The following is a 14007-nucleotide window of genomic DNA, read 5'->3' on the forward strand; positions in this document are numbered from 1 at the left end:
CGCGCCCCGTGCATCCCAACTCGGAGACCCCATGAGCCCCTTTCGCTTCAACCAGGTCGATGTGTTCACCGACCGCCCCTTGCGCGGCAACCCGCTGGCCGTGGTGCACGGGGCCGACGCGCTGAGCGATGCGCAGATGCAGGACTTCGCGCGCTGGACCAACCTGTCCGAGACCACCTTCCTGTTGCAGCCCACCGACCCCCGCGCCGATTACCGGGTGCGCATCTTCACGCCCACGCGCGAGCTGCCTTTCGCCGGCCACCCCACGCTCGGCAGCTGCCATGCGTGGCTGGAGGCGGGCGGCGCGCCGCGGGCGCCGGACGAGCTGTTCCAGCAATGTGGCGTGGGGCTGGTGCGGCTGCGGCGTGAGGGCACGCGCACGGCCTTCGAGGCGCCGCCGGTGCGCATCGAGCCGGTCGATGCGGGCGTGCTGGGTGCGGTGATGGCGGCGCTGGGGGTGGACCCGTCGGCGGTGGCCGATGCCCGGTGGCTCGACAACGGCGTGCGCTGGCTGACGCTGCGCCTGCGTGACGCGCAGCAGGTGCTGGCGCTGGAGCCCGACCACGCCGCCCTGCGCCATCTGGCCGAAGTGGGTGTGGTGGGTCCGCACGCCAACGGGGATGAATGCCAGTTCGAACTGCGCGCGTTCGCCGACCCCATCGGCGTGCCCGAAGACCCCGTCACCGGCAGCCTCAACGCGAGCGTCGCGCAATGGCTGATGGCCACCGGCGATGCGCCGACGGCGTATGTGGCCGCTCAGGGCACCCGCCTGCACCGCGCCGGCCGCGTGCACCTGCAGCAGCGCGACGGCGCGGTGTGGGTCGGTGGCGATTGCGTCAGCTGCGTGCGGGGCGAACTGCGCCTGTGAGGCGTCTTTGAGTCGGCCCCGCCGAAGCCTCAGCGCCGCCAGCGCCAGGCCTGCGCGAGGCCTTGCCAGGCCTTCGCTTGTTCGGGATCTTGCTCGCGGCTGAGGCGCAGGTAACGGCGCGCAACCACGAAGGCGATCGACGCCAGCAGCGCGGCCAAGGTCGTTCCCATCACGATCAGCGCGCGGGCGGGCTTGGACTTGCGGTCGGGCGGCTGGGCCACGTCCACCTGCTGCAACGCGGGGCCGTCCTTGGCTTCGTCCAGCTTGGCGACCTCGAACTGGCGCAGCATGCTCGCGAGCATCGTTTCCTGGAACTTCACCTCGCGCAGCGCCCGCACGTAGTCCACCGACGCGGCCGGCAGGCGGCCCACCGGGATGTCGATGCTGCCGCTGCGGCCGGCTTTGCCGCCGGACGACGACTCCATGCGCGCCAGCTCGCCGCGCAGGGCCGAGAGTTCGGAGCTGAGGCGCTGCAGGTCGGGGTTCTGGGCCGTGCTCATGGTGCGCATCACCTTCAGCTGCACCTCGCGTTCGGCGATGCGTGCCTTCAGGCCCGCGACCGCTTCGATGATGGCTTCGGCCTGCTTTTCGAGCACCACCATGCCCGACTTCTCTTGCACCTGACGCAGCGCCTGCTCGGCCTGGATCAGGTTTTCTTTCGACTCCTTCAACTGATCCGCAAAGAACACCCGGCGTTGCTGCGCCTCGGACACCGCCAGGCGACCGAGCAGCTTGGTGATTTCGCTGGCGTGGGCGTTGGCCAAGTCGGCCGCGAACTTGGGGTCTTTGTCGTCCACCTCGACGGTGATCACGCCGGACTTCTTGTCCGACGAGACGCGGATGTACTTGGGCAGCGTCTTGCGCAGCACCTCGTAGGTCTCGATCTCGTAGCGCTTGCGCAGGCCGAAGCGCTTGTCGAGCGCACGGTGCACCGTGTCGCTCTTGAGCAGGGCCACATACAACTCGTCGGGTGTTTTCGACGCCAAGCTGCCCGCGACACCCCCAAGCGCTCCCAACGCGGCCAGCGCGGCCGCCGAGCTGCTTTGCTGCTGCGAATTCGGTGGCAGCAGCGTCGTGCGCGCGGTGTAGATGTCAGGCTTGAGCAGAGCAACCGCGACCGAGCCCACGATGGCCAGGCTCACGGCCACGGCGATCAGAAGCTTGCCCTCGCCGATCCAGGTGAGCAGGTCCACCAGCGAGACCGTGGGGCCATCGTCCAGTTCGTCATCTTGCGATGCCGGCGGCGCGGAGAGGAGGGCGTCACGAGAAGCGTTCATGGCGCTCAGTTCTTTCGCAGGGTTTCGATGGCGGCTGCGCCCAAGCCGAACTGGTAGAAGATCTGCGACCAGTCTTTCAGGTTGCGCACGAAAGCGCGCCCCCAGGTTTCGAAATCGACTTGGCTCGGGACGATGATCGCGTCCCCCGGGTTGAGTTTCTGGCTGCGGATGCCGCCCAAGCCCAGGAAGCCCCGGTTGGCGGCGTGGTCCACGGTGCCGTCAGCGCGCAGGATGAAGATGGCCGACCCGTCCGCCGTTTCATCCAGACCCGCGATGTCCAGGTAGTCACCGGCGGTGCGGTCAGGTTTCCAAAGGAAGGAATTGTTGTTGACCACGGCGCCGGCTGCGGTCACGAAGCCTGGGCGCGGGGGGACGACGATGCGGTCGGCGTTCTCCAGCGGCAAGTCGGGCAGCTCGTCGGGCGAGTAAACGCCCGGCTGGAGTTCCAGTGCAATCCGGCCGTTGGGACGCATGCGGTTCAGGCGGGCCAACTGCGCATTCGTGGCCGATGCGTTGACCTGTGACGACGCCGTGTCTCGCTGGTTGGCCGTGTCTCTGGCCATCTGTGTCGCGGCGGCCGCTTCGAGCCGCGCCAGCGCCGCGTCGAGGTTTTGCTGCTGCTTGATCCGCGTTTCTTCGCGGGTGAACTCCAGCCCATAGACGTAGGCCTGGGGTGTGAAGCCGCCGGCACGCAGCACCAGTTGTCGCAGCGTTTCGCCGGGCAACACCTGGTAGACACCCGGTGAATTCACCTCGCCCTCCAGCGACACGAGGCGGGTTTGCCGAGACACCGGCACCTTGACGTCCTTCTGGCTGTAGATGGTGACCACATCACCGGCCAGCAGTTCGATGTTGTGGGCGGCGTCGCCCGCCAGCACCGCTTTGCCGAGGTTGAACGCTATCACCTGCGTACTCAGGTCGGCGGGATTCAGGCGCTCGACCACCGCGTAGTCCCAGTTGAGTTCGTCGAACAGGGCTGCCGGCGCCTTGCGCGCCTTTTCGACCATGCGCTGGTCGTCGCGCAGCCGGCGAAGTTCATTCGATTCGCCCTCGCCCTCGCCGCCGCTCTCGCTAACGCGCGACTCGCCATCGCGCAGCGGCTTCCAATCTGCCCCGTCGTTGGCCTCGTTCTGCACCAGCAGGTTCTTGCGACGGTAGAAGTCGGGCGAAATCAGGGCGTCCTTGTCCGGGATGAGGTCGCGGATGCGCATGCCGGGCGTGAACGGATAACGCAGCGGCTGGGCCACGTGGCCCTTCAGCGTGACCTCGTTCGAGAACTTGGGCGAGATCGGCAGGAGCGCGAGCACATCGCCGTTGCGCAGCACCTTCTTGCGTCCGGTCTCGTCGAGCTTGAATTCCTCGACAGAGCGAGCCCCCCCGGACTGCGTTGCGTCGATGCGCTCCAGATGCACGCGGTGCGGATTGGCCAGCACCGAGGCGCCACCGGCGTAGCGCAGCAGATCGGTCAAGGTCTCCTGCGAGGACTTCAGTTCATAAATCGCTGGCGTGTCCAAAGCCCCGTGCAGCGCCACTTGCGGCCCCGCCGGCTGGAACACCACCACGTCGCCGGCCATCAATTGCAGGTCCTTGGACTTGTCGCCTTGCACCAGGAACTCGTACATGTCGAGCTCGGACACGACCCGTCCATCGCGCCGCAACAGCACCTTGCGCATCGACCCGTTCGCGCCCGGGCCTCCCGCAGCGACCACGGCCGACAGCAACGTCGACTGGCTCGACAGGGTGAACACCCCCGGCAGCCGGGCCGGACCCACCACGAAGACCTTCACGCCACGCAACTGGCCCAGCGACACGCTGAGGCTGAAGTTCGTGTACAGACGCCCGATCTGAGCGCGCAGGTGGCGCTCGAGATCGGCCGCCTTCGTTCCCGCGACGGTGAAGCTGCCCACCTTCGGCAGGTTGATCTGCCCGTTGCGGTCCACGGTGGCGCGGTAGTCCACGTCGATGCCGCCCCAGGCGCGCACGAGGATCTCGTCCCCGGGGCCGACCGTGTAGTCCGCCGAGACCGGCACGTTGTCCACCGGCGCAAACGAATCCGCCGCGTCGTCGAAGAAGCGGGTGCCGAAGACCGGGATCACGCGACCCGTGCTGGCTTCGACGAAGCGCTGGAAGGCGCTGGGTGCCCGGGGCGCGAGCCGCGCGCTGCTGCGGTTCGGGTTGAGCGGTGCTGCGCCTTTCTGCCCCTCCATCGAAGAGGCGCCCGATCGATCGCCGCGCTCACCCGCTGCGCGCCGGGCTGCGGCGTTGCGAACGCTGCGATCGTTGGCTTGTGAATTGGCCGGGGTGGCGCCACGTTCCATGCGCTCCGACGCCCGGTCCGTCGTTGACGAGGGCATTTCCGACGGTGAATAGCCCGGCGCGTTGAAGGTCTGTCCCGGCTCGTTCTCCTCGGCCCCCGACGCCCCGCCGATCAACACCACACCCGAAAGAAATGCGGCCGTCAGGCGCGCAGCAGTGCGAAGGCAAAACGAAGTCATGCGCATTGGATCCGGAGAGGGCCGCACTCGCGGCGGGAGACGGGTCTTCGGCCGCATCGTTTGTGTTGCGGCGACCCCCGTCTTTCGAGCAGCCGCGAATGGTAGCGGATGGCTTGCGAGGCCTCGCGTGCCCCGCTGGGGGCGGATGCCGCAGCTAAACTGGGCCGCTCCCCCTCGAGCGGATCGCATGCAAGACACCCCGCAGATTCGGCTTTCCACGCCCGACTCGCCCGAGTCGCTGGAGGCGGTGCGCGACATCTTTCGTGAGTACGCGGCCAGCCTTGGCATCGACCTGTGCTTTCAGGATTTCGAGGCTGAACTTGCCCACCTGCCGGGCGCCTACGCCGCACCGGGCGGGCAGTTGCTGCTGGCCTGGGTGGACGACGAGGTCGCCGGCTGCGCCGCCATGCGCCCGTTGCGCGACAGCGACTATGCGAACGCGTGCGAGATGAAGCGTCTCTACGTGCGCCCCGCCTTCCGCCGCTTCGGCCTCGGGCGCTTGCTGGCGCAGGCCCTGCTCGACGAAGCGCGGCGCGCAGGGTACTCATCCATGGTGCTCGACACCCTCGACGACATGGAGGCGGCGCGCGGCCTCTACGCCACGCTCGGTTTCAGCGACATCCCGCCCTACTACTACAACCCGATCCCTGGCGCGCACTACCTCAAGGCGGACCTGGACTGAAGCCACGGCCATGGACAGCCCCTCATCGAACCTGGTCGCGCCCGTCATCGAGCGCGTCACCGAACACCCGGCTGCGCTGGGCGAGTCGCCCGTGTGGCACCCCGCGGCGCAGGTGCTCTATTACTGCGACATTCCGGGCCGAGCGGTCCGTTGTTGGAATCCATCGACGTGTGTCGAGCGCTGCTGGCCGATCGACAGCGAGGTCGGAAGCCTGGCCCCCATCGCCCACAGCGACGACCTCCTGCTCGCATGTCGCGATGGCCTTTGGCGCTTCGACACGCGCACCGGCCGCCGTCATCTTCTCGTGCTGCCGCCCTACGATCCCGCGCAAGAGCGCTTCAACGACGGCAAGTGCGACCCGCAGGGGCGCTTCTGGGTCGGCACCCTGCACGACGCGCGCCAACCGCTTGCTTCGCTGCATTGCTTCGACGGGCACCAATTGCAGCTGAAGGCATCGGGCATCACCACCTCCAATGGCTTGGCGTGGAGCCCCGACCAGCGCACGCTCTACTGGAGCGACACCCGCGTCCACACGGTGTATGCCATGGACGTCGATCCCGACACCGGGGTGCTCGGCGCAGACCGCCGGGTCTTCGCCCGATTCCCGGGTCCGAACGAGGCGTCGGAAAAACGCCTCGGCGTGTACGGGGGGCGCCCCGACGGCGCAGCGGTCGATGTTGCCGGTCGCTACTGGGTGGCGATGTTCGAAGGAGCCCGGCTGTTGTGCCTGGCCCCCGATGGCGCACTCGTCCACGACATCGCACTGCCGGTCCAGTGCCCCACGATGCCCTGCTTCGGTGGTGTCGACCTGCGCACGCTCTACATCACCACCGCGCGCAACAAGCGACCTGCAGACGAGTTGGCGCGTCAGCCGTGGGCGGGCTACGTGCTGCGCTTGAGGGTGGACATCCCGGGTCTTCCCGCGAACGCTTTTCGCTGGCCCGACTGACCCCGCCCGGGTGAGGTCCCAAGAGGTCCTGGAACGTCGTGCAACGACGAATGCGGAAATGAGCGGGTTTCCACGTATAATTCCAAGGCTTTGCTGACGCCGCACCCCAAATCTCGGTCATGAGCGACCCCATCGACCATGACCGAAGCCCCGAAGAAGGGCCAGATGCGGATCACGAGCCGCCTTTCAAGGTGCTGACGCGAGAGGAAGCGGCGGCACTCAGGGCAACAAATCCGGTGGTTTCGCCTTGGCGAATCGTTGCGGCGCAAGCCGCGGCGGGTTTGCTGTGTGCGTTGGTCGTCGCTGCGGTCACGCAGCGGTGGGCAGCCGTCGGGTCGGCGCTGTATGGCGCTGCTGTCGTGGTAATTCCGGGCGCCTTGCTGGCGCGTGGCATTGCCCGAGGGGCAAGAAGTCCAGCGGCTGCGGCTGCCGGCTTCATGTTCTGGGAGTTGGTAAAGATTGCGTTGGCGGTGGCCATGTTGGTGGCGGCCGCCAAATTTGCGCCCAACCTGAGTTGGCCGGCCTTGCTGGTGGCGATGGTGGTGTGTACGAAGTTGGGTTGGCTGGCGCTTTGGCGCCGCCGCTGATGGATCAAACAAGAGAGTCGTTCGACATGGCTGCCGATAACGCTGCTCACACTTCCGGCCCCAGCGCTGGTGAATACATCCAGCACCACCTGCAGCATCTGCAGAAGAACTTCTCCTTTGAAAGCGTCAAGCAGACGTCCATCGTGGACTTCAGCGTTTTCAACCTCGATTCCCTCGTCTACTCGATCCTGCTCGGCGTGATCGGCTGCTTCGTGCTGTGGCGCGTGGCGCGCAACGCCACCTCCGGTGTGCCCGGGCGCTTCCAGGCGGCGATCGAAATCCTGGCCGAAATGGTCGAGAACCAGGCCAAGGGCGTGATCCACAACGCCAAGAGCCGCAAGCTTGTGTCGCCGCTCGCGCTGACGGTGTTCATCTGGATCTTCCTGATGAACTTCATGGACATGCTGCCGGTCGACCTGCTGCCGCAAATTTGGCACAGCGCCGGCCCGGCGCTCGGTTTCAAGGACTACATGCGCGTCGTGCCGACCGCTGACCTCTCCACCACGCTCGGTCTGTCGACCAGTGTGCTGATGGTCGTGCTGTTCTACAGCGTGAAGATCAAAGGCGCCGGCGGATGGGCGCACGAACTTGTCGCCGCCCCGTTCGGCGACAAGTGGTTCCTCTATCCGGTGAACTTCCTCATGCAAATGATCGAGTTCATCGCCAAGACCGTTTCGCACGGCATGCGGCTGTTCGGCAACATGTTCGCAGGCGAACTGGTGTTCATGCTGATCGCGCTGATGGGTGGCGTGTGGGCGTGGCAGTTCAACCCTCTGGCCGGTGGTTTCTGGCTGGGTGTTGGGCACGTGGTGGCGGGCACCATCTGGACCCTCTTCCACATTCTCGTGATCACGCTGCAAGCCTTCATCTTCATGATGCTGACGCTGATTTACGTGGGCCAGGCGCACGACGCGCACTGATCTATCTCCCCTTTCTTCCTCTCTCGTTTTTTATTCCAACTTAGGAGCAATCATGGAAAACATCCTCGGTCTCGTCGCGCTGGCTTGTGGTCTGATCGTTGGCCTCGGCGCCATCGGTGCCTCGATCGGCATCGCGCTGATGGGTGGCAAGTTCCTCGAAGCCTCGGCTCGCCAGCCTGAGCTGATGAACGAACTGCAAACCAAGATGTTCGTTCTGGCCGGCCTGATCGACGCCGCCTTCCTGATCGGCGTGGCCATCGCCCTGCTGTTCGCCTTCGCGAACCCGTTCGTGATCGCCTGATTTCCTGGCTTCCCTTTCACACTTCCACGGTTGAAAGGATCGTGCAGTGAATATCAACGCAACCCTGTTCCTACAAGCGATCGTCTTCGCGATCCTTGTCTGGTTCACCATGCGCTACATCTGGCCGCCTTTGACCAAGGCGCTGGACGAGCGTGCCGCCAAGATCGCCGAAGGGCTGTCGGCGGCCGACAAGGCCAAGACCGAACTCGCTGCCACGCAGCAGAAGGTCGGCGCCCAGCTGTCGGCTGCGCGTGACGATGCCACCAAGCGCCTGGCCGATGCCGAGCGCCTGGCGCAATCGATGATCGAAGAGGCCAAGGGTCGTGCCAACGACGAAGCCGCCAAGATCATCGCGTCGGCCAAGGCCGAGGCGCAGCAGGAATCCGTGCGTGCACGTGAAGCCCTGCGCGACCAGGTTGCCGCACTGGCCGTCAAGGGTGCCGAGCAGATCCTCAAGAAGGAAGTCAACGCCGGCGCCCACGCCGACATGTTGAACCGCCTGAAGACCGAGCTGTGAGGTGACCCATGGCTGAGCTTGCAACCATCGCCCGCCCGTACGCCGAAGCCTTGTTCAAGGCTTCGGTCAACGCCGACCTGAACGCGCTGGCGCAGCAGGTGCAGTCGCTGGCCGAAGTGGCCGGCAATGCCCAGTTGCGTCAGTTCGCTGCCAACCCCAAGGTCACGGCCCAGCAGGTGTTCGACCTCGTCACTTCGGTGCTGAAGTCGCCCCTGTCGAGCCAGGCGCAGAACCTGCTGCGCACCATGGTCGAGAACGACCGCCTGGCTGCCTTGCCTGAAGTGGCATCGCAGTTCCAGCAGCTCGTGAACGCCAAGTCTGGCGTGTCGCGTGCGGTGATCCACAGCGCGTTCGCGATCGATGCGGCACAGCTGGGCGATGTGGTCGCGGCGCTCGAAAAGCGCTTCGGTCGCAAGCTCGACGCCAGCGTCGTGGTCGAACCCGAGCTGATTGGCGGCGTTCGCGTGGTGGTCGGTGACGAGGTGCTCGACACCTCGGTCAAGGCCCGTCTTGAACAAATGAAGGTGGCGCTCACGGCGTAAGCCGCAAGCCCGCCGTTGCCCATCGGCCATCCAAGCTGCGACGAAGGCGCTTCGCCCTGCGCAGACCGGAGAGAAGCAATGCAACTGAATCCCGCAGAAATTTCCGAACTGATCAAGAGCCGCATCGAGGGCCTCGGCGCCTCGGCGGACATCCGCAACCAGGGCACCGTGGTGTCCGTCACCGACGGCATCGTCCGCATCCACGGCCTGTCGGACGTGATGCAGGGTGAAATGCTGGAGTTCCCGGCGACTGCGGACGGCACGCCCACCTTCGGTCTGGCCCTGAACCTCGAGCGCGACTCCGTCGGCTCGGTGATCCTGGGTGCCTACGAGCACATCTCGGAAGGCGACACCGTCAAGTGCACGGGCCGCATCCTCGAAGTGCCCATCGGCCCCGAACTCAAGGGCCGCGTGGTCAACGCGCTCGGCCAGCCGATCGACGGCAAGGGCCCGATCAACACCAAGCTGACCGCCCCGATCGAAAAGATCGCCCCGGGCGTGATCGCGCGGAAGTCGGTGGACCAGCCGATGCAGACCGGCCTCAAGTCGATCGACTCGATGGTGCCGATCGGCCGTGGCCAGCGCGAGCTGATCATCGGCGACCGCCAGACCGGCAAGACCGCCGTGGCGATCGACGCGATCATCAACCAGAAGGGTCAGAACATGACCTGCATCTACGTTGCGATCGGCCAGAAGGCATCGTCGATCAAGAACGTGGTGCGCGCGCTGGAAGCCAACGGCGCGATGGAATACACCATCGTCGTGGCCGCCTCGGCCGCCGAATCGGCCGCCATGCAGTACGTGTCGGCCTACTCGGGCTGCACGATGGGTGAGTACTTCCGCGACCGCGGCGAAGACGCCCTGATCGTGTACGACGACCTGTCGAAGCAAGCCGTGGCCTACCGCCAGGTCTCGCTGCTGCTGCGCCGCCCGCCGGGCCGCGAAGCCTTCCCTGGCGACGTGTTCTATCTGCACAGCCGCCTGCTGGAGCGCGCCGCCCGCGTGAACGCCGACTACGTCGAAGCCTTCACCAAGGGTGAAGTCAAGGGCAAGACCGGTTCGCTGACCGCGCTGCCGATCATCGAAACGCAAGCCGGCGACGTCTCGGCCTTCGTTCCGACCAACGTGATCTCGATCACCGATGGCCAGATCTTCCTGGAAACCAACCTGTTCAACGCCGGCATCCGCCCCGCCATCAACGCCGGTATCTCGGTGTCGCGCGTCGGTGGTGCTGCGCAGACCAAGGTGATCAAGGGCCTGTCCGGCGGCATCCGTACCGACTTGGCGCAGTACCGTGAACTGGCCGCGTTCGCGCAGTTCGCGTCTGACCTCGACGAAGCGACCCGCAAGCAGCTCGACCGCGGTGCCCGCGTCACCGAATTGCTCAAGCAGGCGCAGTACTCGCCGCTGTCGATCAGCCTGATGGGCTCGACGCTGTTCGCCGTGAACAAGGGCTTCCTTGATGACATCGACGTCAAGAAGGTTCTCGCGTTCGAACACGGCCTGCACCAGCACCTGAAGACGAGCCATGCCGCGCTGCTGAAGAAGATCGAAGACAGCAAGCAGCTCGACAAGGACGCCGAGGCCGAGCTGACCAGCGCGATCACCGCGTTCAAGAAGTCCTTCGCCTAAAGCGCGCCGGAGCCCCGACCTCAACCCCCGGGGCGTCCCGTCGTGCAACCTGACAGGAACTAGATATGGCAGCAGGCAAGGAAATACGCGGCAAGATCAAATCGGTGGAAAACACCAAGAAGATCACCAAGGCCATGGAGATGGTGTCCGTCTCCAAGATGCGCAAGGCCCAGGACCGCATGCGCGCGGCACGCCCCTACGCTGAAAAAGTTCGCAGCCTCGCTGCGAACCTGGCGCAGGCGACGCCCGAGTACAAGCACCCGTTCATGGTCCAGAACGACGGCGCGAAGACGGTGGGTTTCATCGTCGTCACGACCGACAAGGGCCTGTGCGGTGGTTTGAACACCAACGTGCTGCGCGCGGTGACGGCCAAGTTGAAGGACGTGACCGGGCAGGGCATGAAGGCCGAGGCTGTCGCCATTGGCGGCAAGGGTCTGGGGTTTCTGAACCGCATCGGCGCGAACGTGGTGTCGCAGGTTTCGCAGCTCGGTGACAAGCCGCACCTCGACAAGCTGATCGGCCCCGTGAAGGTGCTGCTCGACGCGTATGCCGAAGGCAAGCTCTCGGCGGTGTACCTCTGCTACACCCGTTTCATCAACACGATGAAGCAGGAAGCCATGGTGCAGCAGCTGTTGCCGCTGGCGCCTGAGGCCCTGGCCACCGAGAAGTCGGCCCACGACTGGGACTACATCTACGAGCCCGATGCGCCGTCCGTGATCGACGACCTGCTGGTGCGTTACACCGAAGCTTTGGTGTACCAGGCGGTTGCCGAGAACATGGCCTCCGAACACTCGGCCCGCATGGTCGCCATGAAGGCGGCCACCGACAACGCGGGCACCGTGATTGCCGACCTGAAGCTGGTCTACAACAAGACGCGTCAGGCAGGCATCACGAAAGAACTGTCCGAAATCGTGGCCGGTGCGGCTGCCGTCTGATCGGCACCCCGCTCTTTCACGGCTTCACGGTTTGCACATCAAGATTTGAGATTCAAAGGAAACAACATGGCTGACGGCAAGATTGTTCAGTGCATCGGCGCGGTGGTGGACGTCGAGTTCCCCCGCAACGAAATGCCCAAGGTGTACGACGCCCTGAAGATGGTGGGCACCGACCTGACGCTCGAAGTGCAGCAGCAGCTGGGCGACGGCGTGGTCCGCACGATTGCGCTGGGTTCGTCCGACGGCCTGCGCCGTGGCCTGACCGTGCAGAACACAGGTGCCGCGATCGCGGTGCCCGTGGGCCGCGCGACGCTGGGTCGCATCATGGACGTGCTGGGTTCGCCGATCGACGAACGCGGCCCCGTCAGCCAGGAGCTGACCGCTTCGATCCACCGCAAGCCGCCGGCCTACGACGAGCTGAGCCCGTCGCAAGACCTGCTCGAAACCGGCATCAAGGTGATCGACCTGATCTGCCCGTTCGCCAAGGGCGGCAAGGTGGGCCTGTTCGGTGGCGCCGGCGTCGGCAAGACCGTGAACATGATGGAACTCATCAACAACATCGCCAAGGCCCACAGCGGTCTGTCGGTGTTCGCTGGTGTGGGCGAGCGCACCCGTGAGGGCAACGACTTCTATCACGAGATGGCCGACTCGGGCGTCGTGAACCTCGAGAAGCTCGAAGACTCGAAGGTGGCCATGGTCTACGGCCAGATGAACGAGCCCCCGGGCAACCGTCTGCGCGTGGCCCTGACCGGCCTGACCATCGCCGAGTCGTTCCGCGACGAAGGCAAGGACGTGCTGTTCTTCGTGGACAACATCTACCGCTACACGCTGGCCGGTACCGAAGTGTCGGCTCTGCTGGGTCGTATGCCTTCGGCCGTGGGCTACCAGCCGACGCTGGCCGAAGAAATGGGCCGCCTGCAAGAGCGCATCACCTCGACCAAGGTCGGCTCGATCACCTCGATCCAGGCCGTGTACGTCCCTGCGGACGACCTGACCGACCCGTCGCCGGCCACGACCTTCGCCCACTTGGACTCGACCGTCGTGCTGTCGCGTGACATCGCCTCGCTGGGCATCTACCCCGCCGTGGACCCGCTCGACTCGACCTCGCGCCAGCTCGACCCGAACGTGGTCGGCGAAGACCACTACAACACCGCCCGCGCGGTGCAAGGCACGCTGCAGCGCTACAAAGAGCTGCGCGACATCATCGCCATTCTGGGCATGGACGAACTGTCGCCGGAAGACAAGCTGACCGTGGCCCGCGCCCGGAAGATCCAGCGTTTCCTGTCGCAGCCGTTCCACGTCGCCGAAGTGTTCACCGGCTCGCCGGGCAAGTACGTGCCGCTGAAGGAAACCATCCGTGGTTTCAAGATGATCGCCAGCGGCGAGTGCGACAGCCTGCCGGAACAAGCGTTCTACATGGTCGGCACGATCGACGAAGCCTTCGAAAAAGCGAAGAAGCTGCAATAAGCAGCGCACTCGGGCGGGATGCGGCGCTGCCGCGCTCGCCAGACATGAGTCTGGCTCCGCGTGGCGCTTTGCCTCCCACCCGACTGCTTGCTTCTGGCACCTTCTTCTTCGCTAGGAATCATTCATGGCAACCATTCACGTTGACGTCGTCTCCGCAGAAGAGAGCATCTTCTCGGGCGAGGCCAAATTCGTCGCGCTGCCGGGCGAAAACGGCGAATTGGGCATCCTGCCCCGACATACGCCGCTGATCACCCGCATCAAGCCGGGCGCGGTGCGCATTGAGCGTGCCGACAACGGCCAGGAAGAGTTCGTGTTCGTCGCCGGTGGCATCCTCGAAGTGCAGCCGGGCACGGTCACCGTGCTGGCCGACACCGCCATCCGTGGCAAGGACCTGGACGAAGCCAAGGCCACCGAGGCCAAGAAGCTCGCCGAAGAAGCGGTGAAGAACGCCAAGAGCGACCTCGACCTGGCGACGGCACAGAACGAACTGCTCACGCTGGCTGCGCAACTGGCAGCGCTGCGCAAGTACCGCAAAAAGTGACCCGCTGCTGACGCACCGCCCGCGACAGCGGTGCCTCATCAAAACCCGCCCCTGCCACCGCAGCGGCGGGTTTTTGCTTTCTGCGTGCGCGCTTTCGGGGTGTGGTCGGACGAGAGAAAGCGTTCGCGGCTGCGCTGGCCTTGCATCGGCACCGGCAGGGCCACGGCGCGACCTCGGGACTGCCCGCATTGCCGAGCGGGGGGCCGTCGCCGTCCAATGGGTCGGCTCTTCGTTCCGTCGCGGACGGGCAGCACCGCAGCGGCTCCTCAGGACCGCGCTCGACAACATCAGGAG

14 protein-coding genes are annotated in these 14007 nt (G+C 65.6%); 12 read left to right on the forward strand and 2 right to left on the reverse strand.

Features of this window, described 5'->3' with window-relative positions:
- The first annotated feature begins 31 nt into the window (after nucleotides 1-31).
- A complete protein-coding gene (locus AC1KAT_RS21080) occupies nucleotides 32-868 on the forward strand; it encodes a PhzF family phenazine biosynthesis protein (protein ID WP_480329090.1) in 837 nt (278 codons plus the stop codon).
- A gap of 29 nt (nucleotides 869-897) precedes the next feature.
- Here the strand turns inward: AC1KAT_RS21080 and AC1KAT_RS21085 are convergent, their stop codons facing one another.
- Nucleotides 898-2145: a GumC family protein gene (locus tag AC1KAT_RS21085; protein WP_480329092.1), complete on the reverse strand. Its 1248-nt coding sequence runs from the start codon at nucleotides 2143-2145 to the stop codon at nucleotides 898-900.
- 5 nt (nucleotides 2146-2150) lie between these two features.
- Complete coding sequence (locus AC1KAT_RS21090) at nucleotides 2151-4697, reverse strand: SLBB domain-containing protein (RefSeq protein ID WP_480329094.1); 2547 nt, start codon at nucleotides 4695-4697, stop codon at nucleotides 2151-2153.
- A gap of 130 nt (nucleotides 4698-4827) precedes the next feature.
- Between AC1KAT_RS21090 and AC1KAT_RS21095 the strand changes: the two genes are divergently transcribed.
- From AC1KAT_RS21095 to AC1KAT_RS21145, 11 genes are all read left to right on the forward strand, one after another.
- The gene (locus tag AC1KAT_RS21095; protein ID WP_480329096.1) at nucleotides 4828-5322 is read left to right on the forward strand and encodes an N-acetyltransferase family protein; all 495 of its coding nucleotides are present in this window, start codon (nucleotides 4828-4830) and stop codon (nucleotides 5320-5322) included.
- A gap of 10 nt (nucleotides 5323-5332) precedes the next feature.
- Nucleotides 5333-6271 carry an SMP-30/gluconolactonase/LRE family protein gene (locus AC1KAT_RS21100; RefSeq protein WP_480329098.1) on the forward strand — a complete coding sequence of 313 codons (939 nt, stop codon included), beginning with the start codon at nucleotides 5333-5335 and terminating at the stop codon, nucleotides 6269-6271.
- Nucleotides 6272-6390: 119 nt separating this feature from the next.
- Nucleotides 6391-6858, forward strand: coding sequence for an ATP synthase subunit I (locus AC1KAT_RS21105; protein ID WP_480329100.1), 468 nt, complete (start codon nucleotides 6391-6393; stop codon nucleotides 6856-6858).
- Nucleotides 6859-6884: 26 nt separating this feature from the next.
- The gene (gene atpB, locus AC1KAT_RS21110; RefSeq protein ID WP_480329102.1) at nucleotides 6885-7778 is read left to right on the forward strand and encodes a F0F1 ATP synthase subunit A; all 894 of its coding nucleotides are present in this window, start codon (nucleotides 6885-6887) and stop codon (nucleotides 7776-7778) included.
- A gap of 52 nt (nucleotides 7779-7830) precedes the next feature.
- Nucleotides 7831-8079 carry a F0F1 ATP synthase subunit C gene (gene atpE / locus AC1KAT_RS21115; protein WP_480329104.1) on the forward strand — a complete coding sequence of 83 codons (249 nt, stop codon included), beginning with the start codon at nucleotides 7831-7833 and terminating at the stop codon, nucleotides 8077-8079.
- A gap of 46 nt (nucleotides 8080-8125) precedes the next feature.
- Complete coding sequence (locus tag AC1KAT_RS21120) at nucleotides 8126-8596, forward strand: F0F1 ATP synthase subunit B (protein WP_480329106.1); 471 nt, start codon at nucleotides 8126-8128, stop codon at nucleotides 8594-8596.
- Nucleotides 8597-8604: 8 nt separating this feature from the next.
- Nucleotides 8605-9138, forward strand: coding sequence for a F0F1 ATP synthase subunit delta (locus AC1KAT_RS21125; RefSeq protein WP_480329108.1), 534 nt, complete (start codon nucleotides 8605-8607; stop codon nucleotides 9136-9138).
- A gap of 78 nt (nucleotides 9139-9216) precedes the next feature.
- Nucleotides 9217-10770 (forward strand): F0F1 ATP synthase subunit alpha, encoded by a 1554-nt coding sequence (gene atpA / locus AC1KAT_RS21130; protein ID WP_480329110.1) that lies wholly within the window; start codon nucleotides 9217-9219, stop codon nucleotides 10768-10770.
- Nucleotides 10771-10835: 65 nt separating this feature from the next.
- Nucleotides 10836-11705: a F0F1 ATP synthase subunit gamma gene (gene atpG, locus AC1KAT_RS21135; RefSeq protein ID WP_480329112.1), complete on the forward strand. Its 870-nt coding sequence runs from the start codon at nucleotides 10836-10838 to the stop codon at nucleotides 11703-11705.
- Between the two features lie 66 nt (nucleotides 11706-11771).
- The gene (gene atpD / locus AC1KAT_RS21140; RefSeq protein WP_480329114.1) at nucleotides 11772-13172 is read left to right on the forward strand and encodes a F0F1 ATP synthase subunit beta; all 1401 of its coding nucleotides are present in this window, start codon (nucleotides 11772-11774) and stop codon (nucleotides 13170-13172) included.
- A 124-nt stretch (nucleotides 13173-13296) separates the two neighbouring features.
- A complete protein-coding gene (locus AC1KAT_RS21145; protein ID WP_480329116.1) occupies nucleotides 13297-13713 on the forward strand; it encodes a F0F1 ATP synthase subunit epsilon in 417 nt (138 codons plus the stop codon).
- Nucleotides 13714-14007: the final 294 nt, after the last annotated feature.

The organism is Piscinibacter sp. PDB5-1, assembly GCF_056676035.1.

Excerpts from the sequence above, each read along its gene's own strand:
- AC1KAT_RS21145 (WP_480329116.1), top strand. The coding sequence starts at position 13,297 with ATGGCAACCATTCACGTTGACGTCGTCTCCGCAGAAGAGAGCATCTTC.
- AC1KAT_RS21105 (WP_480329100.1), top strand. The coding sequence starts at position 6,391 with ATGAGCGACCCCATCGACCATGACCGAAGCCCCGAAGAAGGGCCAGAT.
- atpG (WP_480329112.1), top strand. The coding sequence starts at position 10,836 with ATGGCAGCAGGCAAGGAAATACGCGGCAAGATCAAATCGGTGGAAAAC.
- atpB (WP_480329102.1), top strand. The coding sequence starts at position 6,885 with ATGGCTGCCGATAACGCTGCTCACACTTCCGGCCCCAGCGCTGGTGAA.
- AC1KAT_RS21090 (WP_480329094.1), bottom strand. The coding sequence starts at position 4,697 with ATGCGGCCGAAGACCCGTCTCCCGCCGCGAGTGCGGCCCTCTCCGGAT.
- AC1KAT_RS21125 (WP_480329108.1), top strand. The coding sequence starts at position 8,605 with ATGGCTGAGCTTGCAACCATCGCCCGCCCGTACGCCGAAGCCTTGTTC.
- AC1KAT_RS21100 (WP_480329098.1), top strand. The coding sequence starts at position 5,333 with ATGGACAGCCCCTCATCGAACCTGGTCGCGCCCGTCATCGAGCGCGTC.
- atpE (WP_480329104.1), top strand. The coding sequence starts at position 7,831 with ATGGAAAACATCCTCGGTCTCGTCGCGCTGGCTTGTGGTCTGATCGTT.
- AC1KAT_RS21085 (WP_480329092.1), bottom strand. The coding sequence starts at position 2,145 with ATGAACGCTTCTCGTGACGCCCTCCTCTCCGCGCCGCCGGCATCGCAA.
- atpA (WP_480329110.1), top strand. The coding sequence starts at position 9,217 with ATGCAACTGAATCCCGCAGAAATTTCCGAACTGATCAAGAGCCGCATC.
- atpD (WP_480329114.1), top strand. The coding sequence starts at position 11,772 with ATGGCTGACGGCAAGATTGTTCAGTGCATCGGCGCGGTGGTGGACGTC.
- AC1KAT_RS21095 (WP_480329096.1), top strand. The coding sequence starts at position 4,828 with ATGCAAGACACCCCGCAGATTCGGCTTTCCACGCCCGACTCGCCCGAG.
- AC1KAT_RS21080 (WP_480329090.1), top strand. The coding sequence starts at position 32 with ATGAGCCCCTTTCGCTTCAACCAGGTCGATGTGTTCACCGACCGCCCC.